We start from the raw sequence: 23,848 nt of genomic DNA on the forward strand, positions 1-23,848 counted from the left end.
ACGCATATACTGTATAAGTGTACAGTATATGCGTTTTGTGTAAGTTATGCCAAGAAATGTATGGCTGATCAATCCATGTTTTTGATCATTTGTTGTGCGGTATCTAAAAAGTCTTTGATTTGTTGAGGGTTTAAGTTTTTACACATTTGATTATTTATTTTTTTCTCTGAGGCTAATAACTTATCAAAAAGAACTTTACCTTGCTCTGTGAGCGACAAAATAAAGCAGCGTTTATCGTGCTCACTCGCCTGTTTATTAATTAAATTTAAGCCAATAAGATCTTTAATTAAACGTGCTATTTGCGCTTTGTCGCGCTGTGTTTTAGTAACAATATCGTTAGCCGTACAGTTATTTACGTTCGCGATAATATGTATGCAGCGTACGTGCATAGCATTAATACCCAGTTCGCCTGCGTTAATTGCTTCACGAATTGTGACACGGTAATTTTGCATTAGTTCAAACAGCGTATTTGATAAAGGTGTATTCATAGAATTCTCAATATAGTTGACAAAGTCAATTAATTTGACTATAGTTGATTTTATCAACCAATGGGGCGTTGTGCAATACCTGCTTTTTATAGCAGCCAATTATTATACCAATCTGCTTATATATGGGGTCTATTTAACGTTAAGAAAATTACGCTAGAACTAGGCAAAAACTTTTGTATCTAGGGTCTGTTGTTCTTTGCGGATTAAAATTTGTTCAAACTAGGGGCTATTTAATCGCGGCGCGAGATTTGTAACCTAGTGGGCTAAGTAAAAACCGAGCAACAAAGAGTAAGTAGCCCCTAGGAAGAACCCTTTGGGCAGCGCCTGTTTGGCATTAATGCTACGTTATCGCCCATTTATGGGGAATAACCACACTGCATAGTCTCTGCCTTGCCTAAATACCAAACAGGCTGCTGCAAATTTAATCTTGAAATATCAACAGACCCTAGTCGTTCTAAATAAAAATTTTTAACAACGTTATAGTGCAATTTAATTCGTTAAATTGATCAAAGATTTATGCAGGTGGTATTAAAGTCTAAGTTTTGTAAAACGAGGTAATACATGAGTAAACAAGTTCGCAAAGCCAACGTATTAAGTACACAGCAAATCACACCCCACCTACAGCGTATTGTTGTAGGCTCTGATGATTTTAAAGACTTAACCTCACAGTACATTGGTAACTATGTAAAAGTACTGTTCCCAAAAAATGGTGAAGTAGATTTTAACTTAAAAACAGCCTGTATACGGTCATATACAATAAGGCATGTAGATGCACAAACAGGGGCGCTAACGCTTGATTTTGTTATAAATATGCACCAAGGCCCTGCAACTGACTGGGCTAAAATTGCAAAAGTAGGCGACGAGCTAGGTATTGCAGGACCAGGCCCTAAAAAGCTAGATAATTATGAGCATTCGCATTATGTATTACTAGGCGATTTAACATCGGTAAATGCAATAAAAGGGTATGCGCAGCAATTACCTTTAACTTCAAAAATTGATGCCTTTGTACATGTACCCACCGAAAAAGACATTATTGATTTAGAAACAAGCCGCGATGTTAATTGGCTTGTTACCGACAACGCTGACGAAGTGCTACTGAGCGCGCTTCAAAATTTGCACATTACATCAGAGCCTCCCATTGTATTTATGGCATTGGAAGCTGGGCTTGTACGTAGGGTAAAAACACTGCTAACAGAGCAATTTAATATACCGCGCAGTAATATTGTTTCCTCAGGTTATTGGAAAAAAGGCGTAGACTCAGAAGGCTATAAAAAGCAGCGCCAACGTGATGCACAGCTTGCCTGAATACCTTAGAGCAAAATAACATATACCTATTTTGCTTTAATACCTCTGCGTAACTTGAATTGAGCTAATAGCAGACCCATTTAAGTGTTTTATGCTAATGATGTAATCCATTATTAGCATGCATTTTTAGGAGCTGCTATTTTGTTAAATTCCATTCCTTTTTCGTTATTAGAACTTGCCCCCATGATCAAAGGGGACAGCGTTACTAACACTCTTCATAAAAGTACTAAGTACGCACAACGTGCAGATGAACTTGGCTTTAACCGTTTTTGGCTTGCTGAGCATCATAATATGCCAGGTATAATTTGTGCTGCTACTTCAATTTTGGTTGGTCACATTGCAGGTAATACTAAAAAGATACGCGTTGGATCGGGCGGTATTATGCTGCCAAACCACTCCCCGTTAGTTGTTGCTGAACAATTTGGTACGTTAGAGAGCTTATATCCAGGGCGAATAGATTTAGGACTAGGGCGAGCACCAGGCAGCGACCAAGTAACAAGCCGCGCATTAAATAGCGATATGAGCCGTGCTGAACGCTTTCCTCAAGAAGTAAGCGAGTTGCAAACCTTGTTAGGTCCTTATAACGGCACGCATCCTATACGTGCTATTCCAGGCGAGAACACAAACGTTCCTATTTGGTTATTAGGCTCGAGTTTATTTAGCGCGCAGCTAGCGGCACAAAAAGGGTTACCGTATGTATTTGCAGGGCATTTTGCACCACGTTTTGTGCACGACGCAATAGCGTTGTATAAGCGCGAATTTAAAGCATCAAGCGACCTTGATAAGCCATACGTTATGCTTGCACTGCCTTTAGTGGCAGCAGACACCGACGATGAAGCGCAATACCTGTCGACTACTTCTAAGCAACGTGTGCTCGAACTCATACGCGGTAACGAGTTGTGGCTAAAACCACCCGTTGAAAGCATGGACGGCTTATGGAGCGAACAAGAGCGCGCTCATGTAGAGAACTTTTTAAGCCTAAGCGTAGTAGGCGGACATGTAAGTATTAAACACAAGTTAGAGATGATAGCGAAACAGCTAGAAGTTGATGAGTTTATATTTACCAATGATGTATTCGATAGTGAAAAACGCCACCGTGCACTCGAAATTTTAATGGAAATAAAACACTAAAATATAGTTAGTTAAGCAAGCGTACACTCTGGGCTTGTTAACATACAGACATCATCAAAAGTTAAACTTTTTTAACTCATTTTATTAACTTTAAGTGATGTCTGTATTTGTTATTTAAATATTCAAAGTAAATTTGATTGCTATTTTTAGTATATATTTTGCTTTACATACCGTTCTATTTTTTCAATCGAACTGATTTAAACAATCAATTTTAAGATATCACTTTTATTTTTTATAATGTATGTATTAAACCAAACATCATTAAATAAAGGTAGGTTCACCGTGAAGTCTCTAAATAGCGCAACAGCTAATTCAGTTAACGAAACAGCGCAACCAAAAGTTGCACTGATTGCTGAAGGTGGCGGGCAGCGAGGGATCTTCACAGCTGGCGTACTTGATGCGTGGTTAGAGCAAGAATATGACCCATTCGATTTATTCATTGGCACCTCTGCAGGTTCGCAAAACCTAACTAGTTACTTAGCGCGTCAAAAAGGCTATGCAAAACGCCTAATCAGAGGGCTTTCGCGTAACAAACGCTTTTTTCAGCTTGGTCGCGGATTAGTGGGTAAACATATAGTTGATTTAGATTGGTACTTTGACAAAACCACTGAGGTAAAAAGAGCCATAGATTTTAAAACAGCTAAAACGAGTTTAGGCGCGCGTGAGCTACTTATAACAGCCACTAATGCACGAGACAGAAAAGCATATTACTTATCGCCAACAGGTGAGAGTGGCCAATGGCGTGATTTGTTAAAGGCTTCTAGCGCACTCCCGTTTTTATACAAACAAGGTGTAAAGTTAACACCTTGGTTAAACGCAAAAGCAGCTAACGAAATACACCTTGCTGAAGAGCAAGCACAGAGCGATTTTTACCTAGACGGCGGTTTAGCCGCTCCATTACCAGTGCGTGAAGCTTACAACCGAGGGGCTCGTAAAATTGTTGTAATAAGAACGGTTGACGCTAATTTTCAGGCGCAATCTGCATGGGTACAAAAGCTAAGATCATTTGCTATAGCATCAGGCTATTGTCCAAAAACATTGGACTACTTGATACAGCACGAGAAAGCGTATTTAGATGAGCTTGAGTTTATTGCAAACCCACCAAGTGATGTGGAAATAATACAAATTTTTGCAGACGAAAAACTGCATAGCAAATTATTAGGTAGTTCAAATAACGATTTACGTTTTGATCATAAATTAGGCTTAGATGCCGGTCGCTCATACTTAGCAATGCAAAATTTACAGATTAACAGCAACAACCATTACAGTGCACCTACACAATACAGCTATAACTAATTAAATATAATTACAAAAAAGCGCATAACTTTATGCGCTATTTTTTTGCCATTCTTAATCCTCATTACGCCTCATATAAACCTTACTGCATCAAAATAAAAAATATTGCATCCCGCACCTATGCGCAAAATAAAATACTGAATCTTAAAAAGATATTATTGATTTTTTAACTAATCAATATAAAGTGTAGGTGTGATTTATTATTCATATTTATAGAAATAAAATTCAGTGTTGAATGTGCTTACTTACAGATTATTAAACACCAATACACACTTCACTATCGGGTAAAGCCAAACTTAAACATTATTATGTTTAATGCATAATTAGCTGCCGGAGTTTTAAAGTTGAGTAGCGCTACATGCAGAGTTTAAAGTCGGTGCTAACATAAAGTAAAAGTATAAAATAAAAAGGGATTAGTAATGTTCGATACCGTCGTCAAAAGTGTAAACAACCTTTTATGGGGAGAAGGTCAGGTACTTATTTATATACTTTTGTTTACAGGTATATGGTTTTCGGTACGACTAAAAGCAATTCAAATACTTAAATTTAAACATATGTTTAGCCTTTTAAAAGGCAGCAGCAAATGTAAAAAAGACGACATTTCGTCATTCCAAGCGTTGTGTACAGGGCTTTGTGCACGGGTAGGTACCGGTAATTTAGCCGGTGTGGCAGTGGCAATTTCACTTGGCGGCAGCGGCGCTATATTTTGGATGTGGGTAATCGCCATATTGGGTATGGCTACAGGCTTTGCCGAAAGCGTACTTGGGCAAGTATATAAAGTGCGCGATAGTGGCGGCGAGTTTAGAGGTGGCCCTGCGTATTATATTCAACAAGGTTTGGGTAGCCGAGCATTCGCAATTGTGTTTGCCGCATGTTTATTTTTAGGTTACGGCTTTACGTTTAGCGCAATGCAAACGAACACAATTACCGACGCACTTAATTACGCGTTTGAAGTTCCTACATTTTATTCAGGTCTGGTTATTACCGTACTAGCAGGCTCAATTATACTCGGTGGCTTTAAGGCAATTGCCCGATTTGCAGAGCGTGTTGTGCCAATAATGGGCATTGTGTTTGTACTTGCTGCGGTAATTATTACTATTATAAATTTCACGCAAGTACCCGCCATGCTTAAAGATATATTTTTATCGGCGTTTGGTTTACAAGAAGCCGGAGCGGGTGCAATGGGCGCAGCCATTAAAAACGGTATTCAACGTGGTTTATATTCTAATGAGGCCGGTGCAGGTAGTGTTCCGCATGCTTCAGCAAGTGCCAGCCCAATTCCTAATCACCCAGTAACGCAAGGTTACATACAAATGCTAGGCGTATTTTTCGATACAATAGTACTGTGTAGCTGTACCGCTGTGATCATTTTATTGGCCGATATAGACATAAGCGGCGAAATGGAAGGCATTCGTTTAACACAAAGCGCGATGACCGCTCATTTAGCACAAGGTGGTGTTTACTTTGTAGCAGCCGCTATAACCTTATTTGCTTTTACATCGGTGGTGGCAAACTACGCCTATGCAGAGAGTAACTTGCATTTATTTAAGCTCGACAACAAAGTAGGGCGCGGCATTTACACTTTGCTTTATTTATCAATGATGTTGTGGGGCGCGTCGGCCACCTTAAAAGAAGTCTGGGATTTAGCCGATATTGCCTTAGGGTTAATGACAGTGGTTAACGTTATCGCTATTATACTGTTAACGCCGACTATTTTGTCTGTCACGAGTGATTACCACGCACAAAGAGACAAAGGTCTAGAGCCCGAATTTAAAGTAAAAGATGTAAAAGTACAGGGCAAATGCGAAGACGGTATTTGGGACTAATTCACGTATTTTAAGCATACTTAACTATAAAAAGCGGCTTTATGGGAACATAAAGCTGCTTTTTATTTTGCATAAATATTCACTCTCAGTGTTATAAAAATAACTGAAGAAACTAAAATTAAAGGCACAATTTTTTAGATGATCGAGATTCACGCAGGGAAAACAGCGGCTAAAATTATTAACGAACAGGGCTTTAAGCCTGAACTTTTCACCTCTTTTTTAGGTGCAAGTGGCGGCCCTAAATGGTTTACTTTATTTGGCTTAGATAAATATATTTTTGGTGAATTTTTTAAAAATCGTACCCAACCACTTAATTTAATTGGGTCATCTGCCGGCGCTTTTCGCTCTGCGTGTTTTGCACAAAACGATCCTGTTGCTGCCATTGAGCGATTAGCAAAATCGTATTCGCAAACTAGGTACTCAAGTAATAAACCAACACCAAATGAAATAACAATAAAAGCGCGCGCATTACTTGAAGATGTTTTTGGCGATAACGGTGTGGCCGAAATTATAAATAACCCCGTATTTAAAGCGCACTTTATTGTAGCGAAATCGAATGGTTTTATTGCCAGCGAAAATAAATTAATACAGTTAATGGGTTTATCAAAAAGTTACATGCTTAACCGCGTTAACCGAAAATTATTAGGCTCACAGTATGAGCGCTTTATATTTGGCCCAGCAACAAGTGACTTATCAATTACCGACAGCTACAATTTTAAAACGCAAAACATAGCGCTTACTCAAAATAATTTAAAAGATGCATTACTTGCATCGGGTTCAATACCACTTGTTATGCAAGGCATAAAAAATATTGCAGGCTCGCCGCAAGGAATATATCGCGATGGCGGAATAATTGATTACCACTTTGATTTAAAAATTAATAACCCAGGACTTATTTTATATCCGCATTTTAATAGCGAGCCAAAAGCAGGGTGGTTCGATAAAAATTTAAAACGTAAAGTATCACCACTTAATTACGATAACGTAGTGATGATCACCCCCTCAAAAGAATTCGTAGCAAGCTTACCTTACGGAAAAATTCCAGATAGAAATGATTTTACCGATCTTGATGCCGATACACGTATTAAATATTGGAATACTGTTTTTAGTGAAACTGAGAAATTAGCTGAGGCGTTTGATAAAAATTTAGATACGGAAAAATTTGATTCTAAATATTTCTAATTTTTTTACTGCAACCTACACCCTATCAATTACGGTATATAGTAATTGATAGGGCGGAAAGCCCTTTATTATTAACGTCTTGATTGAACTATTTGTTATGACAGTTTGGCGTTATAAGACAGTAATTATGCTTGAAATTGATCCTTCCCATGTAGATTGCAACTAAGGTATGTTGTACATAAAAAAGAGTAGAAGCTCTTTTCTGATAAAGATATAGTTTTTACTGATATATTGTTTAGTTTAAAAGCTAGAATTTAAATATTGCACCTAGTACATAACCTAAGCATAAAAATGCTCCAGCTATTTTTAGATCATCAGCTTTTCTTATAAGAAAACTATCATTGTTATTACTCATTAATATCTTAGCTCGCGACATGATCTCGGTCAGAAATTTAATAAATGATATGGAAAAAAAGAATATGACAAAAGATATAAAATGAAATTTTTGGTATATAAATATATTTATGAGCGTATAAAGTAATGTTGAAAAAATAATGAAATGAAATGGCTTTCTTTCTATAAATCCAAATACTGAAGAGGTTCTGAGTTTTAAAGTTTCTATAGCAATATCAGATATAAGATGACCTATTCTAGAATTTATTTCATAGTTTATCTCAATAAAACTAGGGTCTAATTGTAAAACTATAGTGTTGTCTATAAATAAATCAAAGGAGGATATTCTAGTGCTTTCTAATGCTTTTATATTATCGATATTTAAAACATCTTCTATCGAATCAAAAGTGTATCGAACATCTTCACCTGATGAAAAAGAGATGTAAAAAACTTTAATCCCATTTAAAAGTTCATCTTTAGAACTGATTAAATCTAAAAATATAATGATATCTTTAAAATAAACTTTAGATTCGTAAATTTTTTTACTAATTGATTTTGAAATTTTCATATACTTCCCTGATTATATAACTAAGTATTATTAATACTTGCGGAAAAATTTCTAACTTAAAGATTAACCCGTCCTTTGTGATATTTCACCAACGATAAGTAAAAGCTGGTCTTGCAGATCAGATAAATACAAATCCTGAGTATTATTATTTTTTTTGAGCATTTTATATATTGATTCAGACTTTCTCGCTGAACATCAGAGGGTTTAACCTTTCCCCAAGGAGTAGTCATTGTATGATCTTCCATTGAAATTTTACAGTCTGACCATGCACCTTTTTCTGGTTAATATACTCGATAGATTATGGCTGCTAGTTTTTCTTCGGGTGCGCTAGCTTTACATGCTAATACATAGCTACTGATTTACCTTTCACTCAAACCTCGCTCTTTAGTTGCTTTAGTATATAGTTAGTCAAATAGTGTAAGTAATTATAAACATGGTAACTTTTATACAAATTATGATTGATTAGGTAGTATAAATACTGAAAAATTAGTAGGGACTTATATAACGTGAATACACAACCATAGAACGCTTTCAATTATAATAACCCATAAATTACGTTATGTTAAATTGGTTGGGTTTTAATAAAGCGAGCGTGATTATACAAACCAGCTCGCTTTTAGGAGAGTAATTTGGTGGTTAATTAAGCTCTGAATCAACCCAAAACTTAGTTCCCTTTAATACAGCTTGTAGTGCAAGGCCATTTTCGGTTACAGAATATACAGTAACTTGATCTGCAATCGCTTCGGCAACTAGTGCACCGCCTTTATCTTCATATTTTGCTGCTGCATCAGCGTTTCCGCCAAATGCCCAACCATGTTCAATAAATCTATTTAGTGCAGCTTGGTTATGAAAAACCATTACAACGTTAAAATCTTTAACGCCTAAACCAAGTCCTAAACCGGCTTCGCCCATATTCATGTAAGTCGATTTACCTGTGAGATTATTTCTAACAACACCGTAACCACCGCCAAAGCTAGCAAGCACTACATTTACATTTGCGTTATCGAATACAGCATAACCAGCAGAGTTAGCAATTTGTTTTTTAACATCAGGTTTTTCAGCGTATAATTTATCTAATGTGTTTGCTTTCATACTTTGTACAAGTGAACGTTTTTCGCTTGGCGATGCACTACCTGTAGTAGCACACCCAGTTAACGCAACAGTTAAAGCAACAGTTAAAGCAAGTACGCTTAGTATAATTAGTTTTTTCATAATGTTTTCCTTAATAAGATATAGCAACCAACAACCATAGAATAATCACGGTATTAAAATAATTAGAGCTTTACTATGTCCAATACTAGACAGTATCGGACTTTAACGTTATTCTGTAAGTCTATTATTTAATTGAATATTTATACATTATGCTTGTTGCTTTGGTTGATACGTTAAAACAATTAAGATATCAAATTGCCCATCTAGATGACGGTACTCTCAATTCAGAATACCCAGAACTTGCATCCTTTATACAGGAAATTGGCTTGACTGTAACTGAATCAAAAGCCGATCTGACATTCTTGTATCAGTTTTTATATGTTTATGGCCGAAAATCAGAAGCCACTTATAGTCGTTTTCGAAATGAGCTTGAACGCTTTTATTTATGGTCATGGTTAATCGCAGAAAAATCAGTATTCGATTTAAAACGTGAAGATATTGAAGCTTACGTTGATTTTATGGTCGAACCCGATAAAGCATGGGCTGCAACTTCAGTGCAATGGCGTTATAAAGATGAACAAGGAATTCGTCGATTAAACCAAAATTGGCGCCCTTTTATGCTTAAAGAATCCATTGCTAGTCAGCAAACTTTATCGTCTATGTTTACAGCATTAAATGTGTTTTATAAGTTTGCCTTACTAGAAGAAAAAACATTTGCTAACTTTGTCCCTGTTGTTAAAAAAAATAGTCCGTACTTAGTTGTTCAATCACAAATTCAAATTCCAGACACATTAAGCGATATTCAATGGGAATACGTTTTTGGTGTAACGCGTGATTTATGCGAACATAACCCTGATTTAGAGCGGAACTTATTTACGCTTGCCTGCTTAAAAGGTCTTTATTTACGAATTTCAGAATTATCTGAGCGCCCACAATGGTCGCCGGTGATGTCTCATTTTTGGCAAGATAATGATGGTTTTTGGTTTTTACGTATAATGGGAAAAGGTAATAAATTACGAGATGTAACCTTAAGCGATGATTTTGTTGAATATTTAAAACGTTATAGACTATACAGAGGTTTACCTGCCCTTCCCCGTGTTGATGAATCAGATCCTTTGGTTCATAAAATTCGCGGGCAAGGTGGCATGACCGTAAGGCAAATTAGGCGTTTAGTTCAACAAAGTTTTGATTATGCACAGCAATCATTACTCGATGATGGTTTTAAAGATGATGCTGAACAACTTGGCGCTGCAACTGCGCATTGGCTTCGTCATACTGGTGCCACACATGATGCGCAAACTAGACCGCTCAAACATTTATCAGAAGATTTAGGTCATTCTAAAATTGCGACTACCGATCAAATTTATATTCAAACAAATATTAAAGAGCGAGCAAAGTCAGGACTTAAAAGGAAAATTTAATGGAGTATTTAGTAATAGCATTCATAGGCGGATTATTTTTAATTTATTCTTTAACACTTCGCCAGTTAGAAAAAACAGAAGTAACAGGCCCAATGTTTTTTGTTGTTGGCGGAATATGTTTAGCTTCAATGCTACCCAACGAAGGGGATAAAATAAAAGAAGGCGTTGATCTTTTATTACCATTTATAGAGCTTACGCTAAGTATTTTTTTATTTTCTGATGCAGCTAAATCAAAGTTGAGTGTATTAAGGCATAGTTTTCAGTATCCTAGTTTACTGTTGTTTGTTGCCCTACCCTTAACTTTGTTACTTGGTATTGCTGTTGCTTTATTTTTCTTTGCTGAGCTTTCACTTATTCAAGCAGCGTTGCTCGCTATTATTTTAACACCTACCGATGCAGCTTTAAGTAAAGGGTTACTAGCAAGTACACAAGTGCCTGAAAAAATACGCGAAGGAATAAATACTGAAAGTGGTTTGAACGATGGATTATGCGTACCTATATTTTTAATATTTATATTACTCGCTAAAAATCCTGATTCAGCTATTACTGCAACACAAACATTAAGTGTGTTTGGCCGAGAGCTTGGCTTGGCTTTATTAATAGCTATTACAAGTATTGTTGTTTTTATACCGAGTTTAAACTTTGCAATGAAACGTCATTACTTTGCACAAAATACCAGTCCGTTTTTATTACTCGGTTTTGCTATGGCTGTGTTTTCTGTGACTCAATATTTTCATGGCAGTGGATTTATTGCGGTGTTTATTGCAGGCTTATTATTTGATAAATTTTCGACCGAAGAAGTTAGAACAGAATTAATTGAAGACTCAGAGCATATCGCAGATTTCACATCGTTAATGATTTGGTGCTTGTTCGGGTTTGTTTGTGCTTACTTAGTTATTCCTAAATTAAATACTGAAATTATAATTTACGCTTTGTTAAGTACAACATTGATTAGAATAATTCCAGTTATGCTGTCTCTGCAGTTTACGGCATTGAGTATTAAAGAGCGTTTTACATTTGCGTGGTTTGGACCAAGAGGATTAGCATCAATTGTTTTTACATTGATGGTGATTGATACGCAAATAGAAAACAAATATCAAATAGCGACAATAGCAATGACGACTATTTTGTTTAGTGTATTTATACATGGTATTAGCACTAAACCTATTGCCGATAGTTTTGTTAAAAAATAATTATTTAAACTAGGTAAATTAAGAATACGTATTAAAAAAGGCGTAACGGTTATTTTCATCACTGATGAAGTTAATCGTTGCGCCTTTTTGTATTTAATGAATAATTCACTAAATTGGTATTTAGATAAAACTATTTAAGTACCTCTTATATAAGTGATCTTATTTAAGTACTCTTATTTTATAAAGTTATTTAAGAACCTGTGCTAGTAATTCAATTGGGTGTTTTGGTTTAAATTGTTCAAAACGTTTAACTTGGCTACGACAAGAAAATCCCGTAGATAAAAGTTGCTCAGGTTTATTTTTATCTACAATTGGTTTCCAGCTCATTTCGTAAAGCGCACGTGAGTTATCTTGATTTTGTGCTTCGTGGCCATAAGTTCCCGCCATTCCACAACAACCTGTATTTGTTGTTTTTAATGTTAAACCAATATCATTGAAAATTGTTTGCCATACATTTGCTGCTTTTGGCAGCGCAGTTGTTTCAGTACAATGACTCAGTAATGTAAATTCGGTATCTGTATTTTGCTTTGCGCTTAGTGATTTAAACGATTGTGTTTCTAGCCATTCATGAGCAAGCTGCACATTAAATTCGCCACGGTTATTTTCTAAAATTGTATTATATTCATCGCGATAACACATAACGAGTGACGCATCTAAACCGACTAACGGTGCATTAATATCATTTAATTTATTTAAAAACTCGGCTGCATTTTTAGCTGTAACTTTAAATTCATGCAAAAAACCTTTTACGTGTTGCGGTTTACCATTTGGTTTAAAAGGTAATAGCATTGGTTTTTTGCCAAGTTGGGTTATTAAAGTAATAAAACTTTCTACTAATTCGGCTTCGTAAAAGCTCGTAAATGGGTCTTGTACTATTAATACATATTCACTTTGTTGCTCTGCATTTAATTTATTTAGTAAATCAAAATCGAATTTTTGTATTTTAGTAACACGCTTTGAAAGTGCAGGAATACTTAACTGTGGTGTATCAACATAGCCAACCGTTTTTTTAATAACATTACTAACTAATGATGTTTTAACAATTGGATTTATAACTTTAGCGAACTTTGCCATTAATGGCGCGCTATTTTCTATGTTACCAACAAGGTAATCTTTTAGCGGGCGTGCATAATAACTATGATAATAATTTAAAAAGCGCGAACGAAAAGTGGGTACATCTACTTTAATTGGGCATGCTGTTGTACATGCCTTACATGCTAAACATTCATCCATTGACGCTTTTACTTCGTGAGAAAAGTCGTAAATACCTTTTCGTTTTTCGCGGCTATGAACAAAACGTTCCCACCAGGTAATGACTTCACCTTTGTTAAGCTGTTTTTCTACTTCGAGCAAATCTACATTTTTTGACTCTTGTAGACGAAGCCATTCGCGCATTAAACTTGCGCGTCCTTTTGGTGAATTACGGCGATCGCCAGTTACTTTATACGATGGACACATAGGTGAATTTTCATCGTAATTAAAGCATATGCCATTACCATTACAGGTCATTGCATTGTTAAAACTGGTTTTAACTTCTATTGATATTTGCTTATCGAAGTGCGATCTCTTTTGTCCATCTACACTAACTAGTGAGTCTTCACTATCGATAGGAGTGCATATTTTACCGGGGTTAATACGGTTGTTAGGATCGAAAGCTGTTTTTATTTTACGAAGTTGCGTATATAAATGCTCACCAAAAAACTCAGGGCTATATTCACTACGGTAACCTTTACCGTGCTCGCCCCACATTAAACCGCCGTACTTAGCGGTTAGTTTTACGACCTGATCTGAAATAGTTCTAAGTAGTTTTTCTTGTTCTGGGTCACACATATCAAGTGCTGGGCGTACGTGTAAAACGCCCGCATCAACATGGCCAAACATACCATACTGTAAATTATGACTGTCGAGTAATGCTCTAAATTCGACAATATAATCTGCTAAATTTTCAGGCGGTACAGCGGTGTCTTCTGCAAAGGCGAGAGGTTTTTGGCTGCCTTTTACATTACCTAATAAACCCACTGACTTTTTACGCATTGCGTAAATTTTTAGTATATCGCTTTTATCACTGGTTAACTGATAACCAATAACGCCATTAGTTTGATTTGCTACGCATTGCTCTAGAAGCTTACAAAGCGTGTCTACTTTGTCTTTTATTTCATCGTTTGATACTGCATTAAACTCGACCATGTTAAGGCCTTGCATATCTTTATTTGGTACGTCGGTTATTAAGTCCGATACTAAATTCCAAATGATATCTTCACGCGCCAAGTTTAAAACTTTACTATCAACGGTTTCTACCGATGTTGCACGTGCATCGACTAAAAATGGTGAATGACGAAGTGCTGAGTCAAAACTATCATACTTAATATTAATAAGCGTTTTAAATTCAGCAATAGGCGTTAGGTTTAATTTTGCTTCAGTTACTATACCTAATGAGCCTTCTGAACCCGTTATTAGTCGGCTCATGTCAAAGGTAAGTAAGTCATCACTTAGCACATGCTCTAGGTCATAGCCGGTTAAAAAACGATTTAACCGTGGAAACTTAGCTAAAATAGCAGCGCGTTCATTAATTGAAATATCTAAAACTGTTTTATATAAACTGCCAATTAATGAGTCTTGATTAGCTATAATTTGTGCTTTGTCGATGTCTATTGGGGAGGTACACATAGGTGTGCCATCAACTAAATAAGTTGTTAGCCCTAAAACATGATCGCTCGTTTTACCGTAAACTAACGAGCCTTGCCCCGATGCGTCAGTACTTATCATGCCACCAATAGTTGCCCTGTTACTGGTAGATAAATCAGGTGAGAAGAAAAAACCATAAGGTTTTAAAAAGTCATTAAGTTGATCTTTTATTACGCCGGTTTGAACGCGTACCCAGCCTTCTTCTACATTTATTTCGAGGATTTCGCGCATATAGCGAGACAAATCTACAACAATACCAGGTGTTAACGATTGTCCGTTAGTGCCTGTTCCACCGCCACGAGGACCAAAAGTTAATGATAAAAACGGGTCGCGAGATGCTGTTTGCAATGCGAGCTGAATATCTTTTTCACTTTTTGGAAAAATAACACCTCGCGGTATTTGCTGATACACACTGTTATCGGTTGAAGCGGTAATACGCGTTGCATAACTTGCGTCGGTATCTCCGGTAAAACCTTGGTTTGCAATGGTATTTAGGTAGTTTGCGACAAGTTCTGTCGCGGCATCTTGCTGTGTAATTGTTGCTATCATGACGGCGATATTTTAGGGCATTTGACTAATTATATCATGGTGATGGCGAATAGAAATTGAAGATTTTACAGTTTGTAACACTCTTTTAGTCGATTTTAATGCAGCTTAAATTATACTCATACTAACAAGTAATGAGGTGTGTTATATGAAAAAATTACTATTACAGATCAGTGGCGTGTTATTTATTTTGCTAGGATTATTTTTTGCGGTTGTAGCTAGGGCGTGTTGACCTTTGGTTGTTGAATTTGCAGCAGTATGTTTGGTTTTTAGGCAAGGCAGAGCCTATGTAGTGTGGTTACTCCCCATAAATAGGCGATAACGCAGCATAAATACCAAACATGCGCTGCCCAATGGGTTCTTTCTAGGGACGATTAACTCTTTGTTGCTCGGTTTTTACTTAGCCCACTAGGTTACAAACCTCGCGCCGCGATTAAATCGCCCTTAGATTGAACAAATTTCAATCCACAAAGCTCAACACGCCCTTAGCCTTCACTTATATTTTTTATGGCGGGTTTATTATGCTTTTCGTTTTACTATCCTAAAGCGCGACATTACTTATCATTTTGTCAAAAGGCGTTAACTAAATCATGTGCCTATTTAGATAAAAAATTAGCCCGGTAATTCACTTTTAATTGAATATAAAAAAATGCCAGCAATACATTGCTGGCATTTTTATAGCTTACCTATTTATTACTTTGCTAATTTTTTAGCTAGGTATAACCATGTTTCTATTACTGTATCTGGATTTAGTGAAACAGAGTCAATACCCTGCTCTACTAACCATGCAGCAAAGTCTTCATGATCTGAAGGACCTTGGCCACAAATACCTACGTACTTTCCTTTTGCTTTAGCTGTTTTAATTGCCATAGAAAGTAGCTTTTTAATTGCAGGGTCACGCTCATCAAATAAATGTGCGATTAAACCAGAATCACGGTCAAGACCAAGCGTTAATTGTGTTAAATCGTTAGAGCCGATAGAAAAACCATCAAACATTTCTAGAAATTCATCAGCAAGTAATGCATTTGAAGGTAGCTCACACATCATGATTACTTTAAGACCATTTTCGCCGCGTTTAAGGCCATGCTCTTCTAGTAATTCAATTACGCGTTTGCCTTCTTCAAGGGTACGTACGAATGGGATCATGATTTCTATGTTAGCCATATCCATGTCGTTTCTTACACGTTTTATAGCTTCACATTCTAGTGCAAAACAATCGCGGAAGTCTTCAGAGATATAACGTGCGGCACCACGAAAGCCAATCATTGGGTTTTCTTCTTCTGGCTCGTATTGCTGACCGCCAACTAGGTTTGCGTATTCGTTTGATTTAAAATCAGACATACGAACAATTACACGCTCTGGTGCAAATGCACACCCTAGAGTAGAAATACCTTCAACCAGTTTTGTTATGTAAAACTCTACTGGTGATTCGTAACCGGCAATCATGTCAGTAATTTCTGCTTTTAATGCATCTGTTTGAGCATCAAAATTTAATAACGCTTTAGGATGAACGCCAATCATACGGTTGATAATAAATTCAACTCGCGCAAGGCCAACACCTGCATGCGGTAAGCGTGCAAAGTCAAATGCACGATCGGGGTTACCTACGTTCATCATAACTTTCATTGGTAGTTCTGGCATTTTATCAACGCGTGACGTTAGTATTTCAAAATCTAAAATACCTTCGTAAATAAAGCCGGTATCGCCTTCGGCGCACGATACTGTTACTTCTTGGCCCGCTTTAATTAAATCAGTTGCGTTGCCACAGCCTACCACTGCCGGAATACCAAGTTCGCGTGCAATGATTGCCGCGTGACACGTACGTCCACCACGATTTGTAACAATCGCTGCTGCACGTTTCATGATTGGTTCCCAATCAGGGTCGGTCATATCGGTAACTAAAATATCGCCTACTTGTACCTGATCCATTTCTTTGATTGAATCAAGAACACGAACAACACCGCTACCAATTTTATGACCAATTGCACGGCCTTCAACAACAACGTTGCTTGTACCATTTAATTGAAAGCGTTCCATTACGTTAGAGTCTTCGTTTGAGCGTACAGTTTCTGGACGTGCTTGAACTATATATAGTTTGCCGTCGTTACCGTCTTTTGCCCATTCGATGTCCATAGGACGACCGTAATGTTTTTCGATGATTACAGCTTGCTTGGCAAGTTCTTGCACTTCTTCATCTGTAATCGAAAATTTATTTGAAAGCTCAGGGGCAACATCAACGATGTCTACTTGCTTACCGTGTGCTTTATCTTCTGAGTAAATCATTTGAATGGCTTTAGAACCAATGTTACGACGTACTACTGAAGGTTTATTTTTAAGGAGTGTTGGTTTATGAACATAAAACTCATCAGGGTTAACTGCGCCCTGTACAACCATTTCACCTAAGCCGTAGCTTGATGTAATAAATACAACGTCTTCAAAACCAGACTCTGTATCAATGCTAAACATTACGCCAGATGCTGATTTATCTGAACGTACCATGCGCTGAATACCAGCCGATAACGCCACACCACGGTGATCGTAACCTTGGTGAACTCGATATGAGATTGCACGGTCGTTAAATAATGAAGCAAATACGTGTTTAATAGCGACCATGACTGAATCGATACCAACAACGTTAAGGAAAGTTTCTTGCTGGCCTGCGAATGATGCATCTGGCATATCTTCAGCGGTAGCTGATGAACGTACTGCGAATGATACATCTGCTGCAGTATCGCCATGGAGTTGGCTATATGCGTCGCGAATGGCTTGATCTAGGTTTGGTTGGAATGGTGTGTCGATTATCCATTGGCGGATGTCGGCACCGACTTTAGCGAGTGTATTTACATCATCAACATCAAGTGTATCTAGGATGTTGTGAATCTTTGCTGTGAGTCCTGATTGATCTAAAAACTCATTAAAAGCATCTGCGGTAGTTGCGAAACCACCCGGTACTTGTACACCAGCGTTTGCTAGGTTTGAAATCATTTCGCCAAGTGAAGCGTTTTTACCGCCAACTCGAGGAACATCTTGCATACCAAGCTCTTGATACCAGAGAACGTATTCTTGCACGGATCTTTCTCCAAAAAAAACAAATTGTAGGTCTAACTGTGAGAGTTAAGAAAGAAAACCTTTTATAAAGGTCATCATCATTCTACACTGGCAATAGTCCTCACGTAAACCGTGAGAAACCCATTTTAGGGATTTAAACGCAATAAAAAGGTTAATTATGAGAACTGCTTTTTATATATCAGATGGAACCGCTATTACTTCAGAGGTGTTTGGGCATGCGACTTTGTCGTTGTTTCCTATCGATTTTAATCATAAAACAATTCCATTTGTAGAAACTGAAGAAAAAGCGCACGAAATTAAAGCATTAATTAATGCAACCGCTGCAAAAACAGGCGAAAAGCCATTTGTTTTTTTTACTTTTGTTAATCACAATTTAAGTGAAATTATAAAATCGGCTGATGCAGTCACGTATGACTTTTTAACTACATATAGCGAAAAAATAGAAAAAGAACTGAATGTAGCCCCAGTTCCTAAAATGCATCGTACGCATTCTATCCACGAAAAAAGTTATGACTTTAGAATTGATGCCGTTAATTATGCTCTTATGAATGATGATGGCGGAAATATTAAAAACTTTTCTGAAGCAGACATCATTTTAATTGGCGTTAGTAGAAGTGGTAAAACACCCACAAGCTTATACTTAGCACTGCAGTACGGCATTAAAGCGGCTAACTACCCTATTACAGAAGAAGATTTAGACAATGAAGGTTTGCCTAAGTGTTTAGTCCCTTATAAACATAAGTTATTTGGACTTACGATTGACCCTGAGAGACTTGCGGCTATTAGGCATCGACGTATGGCGAACTCTAAGTATGCTTCAATTAAACAGTGTCGTATTGAGGTTCGCGAAGTGGAAATGTTGTATAAGCGTCATAAAATTGCTTATTTTAATTCTACGCATCATTCTGTTGAAGAAATATCTGCTAAAATACTGATAGAAACAGATTTAGAGCGACGTAAGTACTAACTTACTAATAAAATTAAAAACAAAAAAACCGCAATTAAGCGGTTTTTTTAGTATCAACAAATATTATTTACGTGCGTCTTTTAGTAAATCAGCTACTAAAAAGCCTAACTCTAATACTTGGTCGGCGTTAAGGCGTGGATCACACTGCGTTTTGTAACGCTGTGCTAGGTCATCGTCAGATAAACCGTAAGCACCGCCAGTACACTCTGTAACGTGCTGGCCTGTCATTTCTAGGTGAACACCACCTGCGTATGAACCTTCAGCTTTGTGTACAGCGAAGAACTGACTGATCTCGCGCATAATATTGTCGAAGTTACGTGTTTTGTAACCTGATGTCGCTTTTTCAGTGTTACCGTGCATTGGATCTGAGCTCCAAATTACTTTACGGCCTTCTTGTTGAACTCTTCTTACTAGTGCTGGAAGTTTTTCAGGAAGTATATCTGCACCCATACGCGTAATTAGCGTTAAACGACCAGGAATGTTATCTGGGTTTAATGCATCAATTAAACGAATTAGGTCATCTGGGTCCATACCTGGGCCAACTTTAACACCAATTGGGTTTTTAATGCCTTTAAAAAATTCAATATGTGCATGGTCTAGTTGACGAGTACGTTCACCAATCCAAACAAAGTGAGCAGAACAATCGTACCAATCACCAGATAAGTGGTCGCGACGAGTAAGCGCCTCTTCGTAACCAAGTAGTAACGCTTCGTGAGAAGTGTATAAATCGGTTTCTTTTAAGCTTGGCGCAATTGTAGAGTTAATTCCGCACACTTCCATAAACTCTAGTGCGTCTTGAATTTTATCAGCAAGCTGTTGGTATTTTTCTTTAAGTGGATTTGCAGCAACAAAGCCCATGTTCCAACGGTTTACCTGGTGAAGATCGGCAAGACCACCTTGTGCAAAAGCACGTAATAAGTTTAACGTAGCGGCACTATGATGGTATGCAGTCATTAAGCGTTGTGGATCGGGTATACGTGCTTCTTCTGTAAACTCGATATTATTAATAATGTCGCCACGGTAAGATGGTAAAGACACGCCATTAATTGTTTCTAAGTCTGCTGAACGAGGTTTAGCGTATTGACCAGCCATGCGCGCTATTTTAACTACAGGGCATTTACCGCCGTAAGTTAATACAACAGCCATCTGTAAGATTGTTTTGAATGTATCGCGAATGTTAGCGGCATTAAAATCGCTAAATGATTCTGCACAGTCACCACCTTGAAGTAAAAAAGCACGACCTTCGCACACATCTTCAAGTTGTTTGAATAGGCTTCTTGTTTCTTCAGCAAAAACTAAAGGCGGTGCCGTTTTTAATTGGCTTTCTACTGATTTAAGTATTTCTTGATCCGGGTACTGTGGCTGCTGCAGTATTGGCAGCTCTCTCCAGCTATTTGGGTTCCACGATTGCATAATTTTTCCTCATTCCTACATTACCTGATAAGAAGAAATTAACGTATGCAGGCCCCTATGTTCAAGGACTAAATTCACTATTTTCCAATTATTTAGTTATGAGTTAAGTATAATAGTAATCTTACTTAACCTAGGTGGTTATATAACATACACTTTAGTTTTATTTCGAAGAAACTAAAGTGTTTAAATACATGCGTTTAGAGCTAACTATTTACAATTTTAACGCATTGAGAATAAAGAGTACATAAGGGTATGTTATACGTAATTTTGCTAGGAACACATCATACTTAAATAACAGCTTCTGTAATCTTAACTTTACGCGGATAATTAATTAATAGCTATCAAGTGCTATGTGCAGACCTTAATGTATGATATGAGTGTTTGTGGTAATCATTTATCTGCGCTTTAAATCCTAGACGCATAGTCTTGTATAGCACTCGTATGCAGGACTATATTCACAAGTGCCACAACTTAAAGGTGTGGTAGGCCATTAAGTTTTCTCTTCAAAGTGATAGTGCTAATTTACAATTCATCATGATTAAAGCCGCTACTGCTTGAAGTATCCTTAAAGAGGAACTGATATCAAAAAGCATTTGTAGTCATTGTAACCTTTAGCCTGATCACCGTACTGCCAACACGGTGTAATATGAGTCAGTAATTATAAATACTAGGACTGTTAGATAAATATATGAAAATTATATAACTCCGCTTAACTCATTTTTCTAAACTTAGTTTTATCATCTACTACTTAGATAATCTAGTACTTGGCGTATTAGCCTTTTTATATACGACAAAGTAAATACTCCAATCTCATATGAATTAGTAAGGAGTTTCAATCTTTCTTCATTTATATATTCCCACGTTAAAGAACACATCATACTTAATTGAAATATAATATTACTATGAGCCCCGATTACTATTTGTTATTTGTTTAGACAAAACAAAGTGCATGTAATAATATATGACTAGTAAGATGTGTTCTTTGAGGTGTGTAATGGTAACTAAGGTACAAATTAGAAGTCAGTTTGATTTAATGAACGAATTAACTTTGAGGTTGATTGAAGAACTAAAAGAGTGTGAATTCTCCAAAGCGGAATATTATCAATTACCAGATGTAAGTAGTTTCGATGAGAGTAAAGTTCCAGAATCTATACTTGTTTCTAAAATCACTGGAGTACCTGCTCAAAAAGCAATCCTAAACTCTTTTTCAGACATGTATAAAAAATCAGGATTAAGCAGTCGTGTTTTAAAAAGGCACCCTGGTTTGCTCGTTATTAAAAATGCAGATAAACAAGCTTTAAATAATCGTATAGCTCAAGTAAATAAAGCTAAAGCTACGTTTAAAGAATGTATTTTAGCTATTGATAGCAACGATGCTCGATTTGAGGCAGTTCACAATGCTATACCAAATTTAATAACGCTTGCTGCATATCGTAAAATTCATAGTGAAAGCGAATCGCCATTTTCGGTTAGGTTTACTTGGATGCACAAACACGCAACTAAAACGCTGACTAAAAAAATGGCTCTCGAAATGCTCGACAAATCGGCCAGTTATCGAAATCCAAGAATGATAGATCAACAAAAATGGCAATCACTTGTAGCTCAAGAACAATTACGGGTTGCTAGTTTAGGCGAAAAGGAAAAACTTAGAATTCGCCGCCCTACTCGAGTGAGTCCACAGGTAAATGTGAGATATACGGCGCAAAATCGCTATCATGTGAGTGCTGCATTACCCTTTATTCTGATTAATCCAGAACCAGACGTAAAATTAGGTATATTACCTGATTATCAAAAACCCGAAACTCACCCTCGTAAGCGCGAGTATGATTTTTTGGTTGATAGGTTATATTTAGAACAGGTTGAGCGGTAGTCATTATGTTAAAAAGGCCACATAGTGTGGCCTTTTTAGTTATCCGTACAGTATTTAAAATAACGGTTATTATTTTTCTACTATTTCTTCAATTTTATCTTCATCAATCAGTACGGCATTTTCAACAATGCGTTTACCGCCTTGGATTTCAATGCGTTTATTGTGTTTGTTCAATGTAAGTATTTCATCGCAAAACTGATCAGACGGGTGCATTTCGTATGTGTAATCGATAATGTTACCGGTTTTGTCATCTTTAACATTTGTAATGCTGTATTCTGATATTGCACCTTTTTCAATCAAATCTTTCATTGTGGTGGTCATATCACGACGAAGTGCTTTTAATTTATTTTCGGTAATATCATCAGTTGAATAAATAGATCCGTATTTTTCCATAATTGAAAGTAATCTAAAATGGTACGTTTTACCTGGTGCTGCATAACGCCAAAGGTGATACAAACGAAGCATCATCCAACGCGATAATCCACGTTTTAATTCTTGAGCGCTATTAAAGTAATACCCTTTGTATTCAAGGTTATCAATCATGTTATGAACAAATGCATTTAAACAGGCAACACATTTTACATTGCCACCCTGACCTTTTTTGCCACTAAAATGCAGTGACGATAAAAAGTTCATGTTTGACTCGTAAAACGAATCATCTATATCAGAATTTTTAGTATCTGTTGCCGAATATTTAAATGAAAGTTTAGAACCTTGCAATGCTTCAAGTGACTCTTTTATTGCAGGATATGGCATTGACTGCCCTACCGCTTTGAGTTCTTGTGCTAATTCGTTCATAGAAAAAACAACCGCGTATTGAATACCGGATTTAAAATTAATTTTAACTATTTTGCCTTTAGAAGCTAAACGAATAAGTGCTCGCTCTACTTTTTCTTCTCTATCTGATGGCCAAACAAGGTATTCAACATCTTCGCCATCTTTGCGTGTACTTACAACAGCTGGCGTTATTTTTATTTCGCCATCGTACAAAATACCATCTACTTTTTCAGATATTTTACGCGTAATAATTGTTTTTTTAGGCGCTTCTTCAAGTGGCAATTTTTTATAGCCCGAGCGAACAAAGCGTCCCCACAAATCATAGTGATTAAACGTGTTTGAATATGCACGTAATCCATGTGCTGCGTTTTCAATAGAAATTCGCACGTCTTTGTTGTCTGTAAATAGTGCTAAACTTTCGTTATCTATTGCACTTTCCACCCCGTGGATTTGGCCCCTAAGTGTATCGGGCAAGTTATCTACCGAGATGTTGACCTTTCGGCTCATTGTTCTTATTTCCATTTTTATTGCGACAGCTAATAACAACACATTAAGCAACAAAAGTTAAATGTTTAAGTTAGTATAAAAGTGATCTGACTTTAAATAAAACGTTTGGATCACTATTA

General features: G+C 36.9%; 16 protein-coding genes. 9 read left to right on the plus strand and 7 right to left on the minus strand.

What is annotated here, in order from left to right; genetic code table 11:
- Nucleotides 1–68: 68 nt before the first annotated feature.
- On the minus strand, nucleotides 69–488 hold the full coding sequence (locus tag GQR39_RS15445; RefSeq protein ID WP_010552917.1) for a MarR family transcriptional regulator: 420 nt from the start codon (nucleotides 486–488) through the stop codon (nucleotides 69–71).
- Nucleotides 489–1,049: 561 nt separating this feature from the next.
- On the opposite strand from GQR39_RS15445, the gene GQR39_RS15450 reads away from it, so the two are divergent.
- The 5 genes from GQR39_RS15450 (at nucleotide 1,050) to GQR39_RS15470 (ending at nucleotide 7,228) form a co-directional block, all read left to right on the plus strand.
- A complete protein-coding gene (locus GQR39_RS15450; protein ID WP_165736070.1) occupies nucleotides 1,050–1,793 on the plus strand; it encodes a siderophore-interacting protein in 744 nt (247 codons plus the stop codon).
- Between the two features lie 141 nt (nucleotides 1,794–1,934).
- The gene (locus GQR39_RS15455; RefSeq protein ID WP_165736071.1) at nucleotides 1,935–2,924 is read left to right on the plus strand and encodes an LLM class flavin-dependent oxidoreductase; all 990 of its coding nucleotides are present in this window, start codon (nucleotides 1,935–1,937) and stop codon (nucleotides 2,922–2,924) included.
- Between the two features lie 282 nt (nucleotides 2,925–3,206).
- Complete coding sequence (locus tag GQR39_RS15460) at nucleotides 3,207–4,220, plus strand: patatin family protein (RefSeq protein ID WP_165736072.1); 1,014 nt, start codon at nucleotides 3,207–3,209, stop codon at nucleotides 4,218–4,220.
- Nucleotides 4,221–4,639: 419 nt separating this feature from the next.
- Nucleotides 4,640–6,046 carry an alanine/glycine:cation symporter family protein gene (locus GQR39_RS15465; protein ID WP_076924661.1) on the plus strand — a complete coding sequence of 469 codons (1,407 nt, stop codon included), beginning with the start codon at nucleotides 4,640–4,642 and terminating at the stop codon, nucleotides 6,044–6,046.
- Between the two features lie 138 nt (nucleotides 6,047–6,184).
- Nucleotides 6,185–7,228 (plus strand): patatin-like phospholipase family protein, encoded by a 1,044-nt coding sequence (locus tag GQR39_RS15470; RefSeq protein ID WP_165736073.1) that lies wholly within the window; start codon nucleotides 6,185–6,187, stop codon nucleotides 7,226–7,228.
- A 247-nt stretch (nucleotides 7,229–7,475) separates the two neighbouring features.
- On the opposite strand, the gene GQR39_RS15475 is transcribed toward GQR39_RS15470, so the two are convergent.
- Together GQR39_RS15475 and GQR39_RS15480 are read right to left on the minus strand one after the other, a co-directional pair.
- A complete protein-coding gene (locus GQR39_RS15475; protein WP_165736074.1) occupies nucleotides 7,476–8,129 on the minus strand; it encodes a hypothetical protein in 654 nt (217 codons plus the stop codon).
- Between the two features lie 636 nt (nucleotides 8,130–8,765).
- Nucleotides 8,766–9,341: a YSC84-related protein gene (locus tag GQR39_RS15480; protein ID WP_165736075.1), complete on the minus strand. Its 576-nt coding sequence runs from the start codon at nucleotides 9,339–9,341 to the stop codon at nucleotides 8,766–8,768.
- A gap of 149 nt (nucleotides 9,342–9,490) precedes the next feature.
- Between GQR39_RS15480 and GQR39_RS15485 the strand changes: the two genes are divergently transcribed.
- Nucleotides 9,491–10,702, plus strand: coding sequence for a tyrosine-type recombinase/integrase (locus tag GQR39_RS15485; protein ID WP_007583195.1), 1,212 nt, complete (start codon nucleotides 9,491–9,493; stop codon nucleotides 10,700–10,702).
- Nucleotides 10,702–11,895 carry a cation:proton antiporter gene (locus GQR39_RS15490; protein WP_165736076.1) on the plus strand — a complete coding sequence of 398 codons (1,194 nt, stop codon included), beginning with the start codon at nucleotides 10,702–10,704 and terminating at the stop codon, nucleotides 11,893–11,895. The genes GQR39_RS15485 and GQR39_RS15490 overlap by 1 nt, the downstream gene beginning before the upstream one ends.
- A gap of 186 nt (nucleotides 11,896–12,081) precedes the next feature.
- On the opposite strand, the gene GQR39_RS15495 is transcribed toward GQR39_RS15490, so the two are convergent.
- Nucleotides 12,082–15,129 carry an FAD-binding and (Fe-S)-binding domain-containing protein gene (locus GQR39_RS15495; RefSeq protein WP_165736077.1) on the minus strand — a complete coding sequence of 1,016 codons (3,048 nt, stop codon included), beginning with the start codon at nucleotides 15,127–15,129 and terminating at the stop codon, nucleotides 12,082–12,084.
- Nucleotides 15,130–15,819: 690 nt separating this feature from the next.
- Nucleotides 15,820–18,195 (minus strand): phosphoenolpyruvate synthase, encoded by a 2,376-nt coding sequence (gene ppsA, locus GQR39_RS15500; protein WP_165727947.1) that lies wholly within the window; start codon nucleotides 18,193–18,195, stop codon nucleotides 15,820–15,822.
- Between the two features lie 157 nt (nucleotides 18,196–18,352).
- On the opposite strand from ppsA, the gene GQR39_RS15505 reads away from it, so the two are divergent.
- The gene (locus GQR39_RS15505; RefSeq protein WP_007583184.1) at nucleotides 18,353–19,162 is read left to right on the plus strand and encodes a pyruvate, water dikinase regulatory protein; all 810 of its coding nucleotides are present in this window, start codon (nucleotides 18,353–18,355) and stop codon (nucleotides 19,160–19,162) included.
- A 63-nt stretch (nucleotides 19,163–19,225) separates the two neighbouring features.
- Here GQR39_RS15505 and GQR39_RS15510 read toward each other — a convergent pair whose 3' ends face one another.
- Nucleotides 19,226–20,575: a 3-deoxy-7-phosphoheptulonate synthase class II gene (locus GQR39_RS15510; RefSeq protein ID WP_008167282.1), complete on the minus strand. Its 1,350-nt coding sequence runs from the start codon at nucleotides 20,573–20,575 to the stop codon at nucleotides 19,226–19,228.
- Nucleotides 20,576–21,569: 994 nt separating this feature from the next.
- Between GQR39_RS15510 and GQR39_RS15515 the strand changes: the two genes are divergently transcribed.
- A complete protein-coding gene (locus GQR39_RS15515) occupies nucleotides 21,570–22,445 on the plus strand; it encodes a DNA replication terminus site-binding protein (RefSeq protein ID WP_101217264.1) in 876 nt (291 codons plus the stop codon).
- A gap of 69 nt (nucleotides 22,446–22,514) precedes the next feature.
- Here GQR39_RS15515 and GQR39_RS15520 read toward each other — a convergent pair whose 3' ends face one another.
- A complete protein-coding gene (locus GQR39_RS15520) occupies nucleotides 22,515–23,729 on the minus strand; it encodes a hypothetical protein (protein ID WP_024591590.1) in 1,215 nt (404 codons plus the stop codon).
- Between the last annotated feature and the right edge of the window lie 119 nt (nucleotides 23,730–23,848).

Origin of the sequence: Pseudoalteromonas sp. C8 (genome assembly GCF_011378685.1) — a bacterium.
GTDB classification, from domain to species: domain Bacteria; phylum Pseudomonadota; class Gammaproteobacteria; order Enterobacterales; family Alteromonadaceae; genus Pseudoalteromonas; species Pseudoalteromonas arctica.

Excerpts from the sequence above, each read along its gene's own strand:
- GQR39_RS15475 (WP_165736074.1), bottom strand. The coding sequence starts at position 8,129 with ATGAAAATTTCAAAATCAATTAGTAAAAAAATTTACGAATCTAAAGTT.
- GQR39_RS15520 (WP_024591590.1), bottom strand. The coding sequence starts at position 23,729 with ATGAGCCGAAAGGTCAACATCTCGGTAGATAACTTGCCCGATACACTT.
- GQR39_RS15490 (WP_165736076.1), top strand. The coding sequence starts at position 10,702 with ATGGAGTATTTAGTAATAGCATTCATAGGCGGATTATTTTTAATTTAT.
- GQR39_RS15465 (WP_076924661.1), top strand. The coding sequence starts at position 4,640 with ATGTTCGATACCGTCGTCAAAAGTGTAAACAACCTTTTATGGGGAGAA.
- GQR39_RS15485 (WP_007583195.1), top strand. The coding sequence starts at position 9,491 with ATGCTTGTTGCTTTGGTTGATACGTTAAAACAATTAAGATATCAAATT.
- GQR39_RS15495 (WP_165736077.1), bottom strand. The coding sequence starts at position 15,129 with ATGATAGCAACAATTACACAGCAAGATGCCGCGACAGAACTTGTCGCA.
- GQR39_RS15450 (WP_165736070.1), top strand. The coding sequence starts at position 1,050 with ATGAGTAAACAAGTTCGCAAAGCCAACGTATTAAGTACACAGCAAATC.
- GQR39_RS15505 (WP_007583184.1), top strand. The coding sequence starts at position 18,353 with ATGAGAACTGCTTTTTATATATCAGATGGAACCGCTATTACTTCAGAG.
- GQR39_RS15515 (WP_101217264.1), top strand. The coding sequence starts at position 21,570 with ATGGTAACTAAGGTACAAATTAGAAGTCAGTTTGATTTAATGAACGAA.
- GQR39_RS15480 (WP_165736075.1), bottom strand. The coding sequence starts at position 9,341 with ATGAAAAAACTAATTATACTAAGCGTACTTGCTTTAACTGTTGCTTTA.
- GQR39_RS15510 (WP_008167282.1), bottom strand. The coding sequence starts at position 20,575 with ATGCAATCGTGGAACCCAAATAGCTGGAGAGAGCTGCCAATACTGCAG.
- GQR39_RS15445 (WP_010552917.1), bottom strand. The coding sequence starts at position 488 with ATGAATACACCTTTATCAAATACGCTGTTTGAACTAATGCAAAATTAC.
- GQR39_RS15470 (WP_165736073.1), top strand. The coding sequence starts at position 6,185 with ATGATCGAGATTCACGCAGGGAAAACAGCGGCTAAAATTATTAACGAA.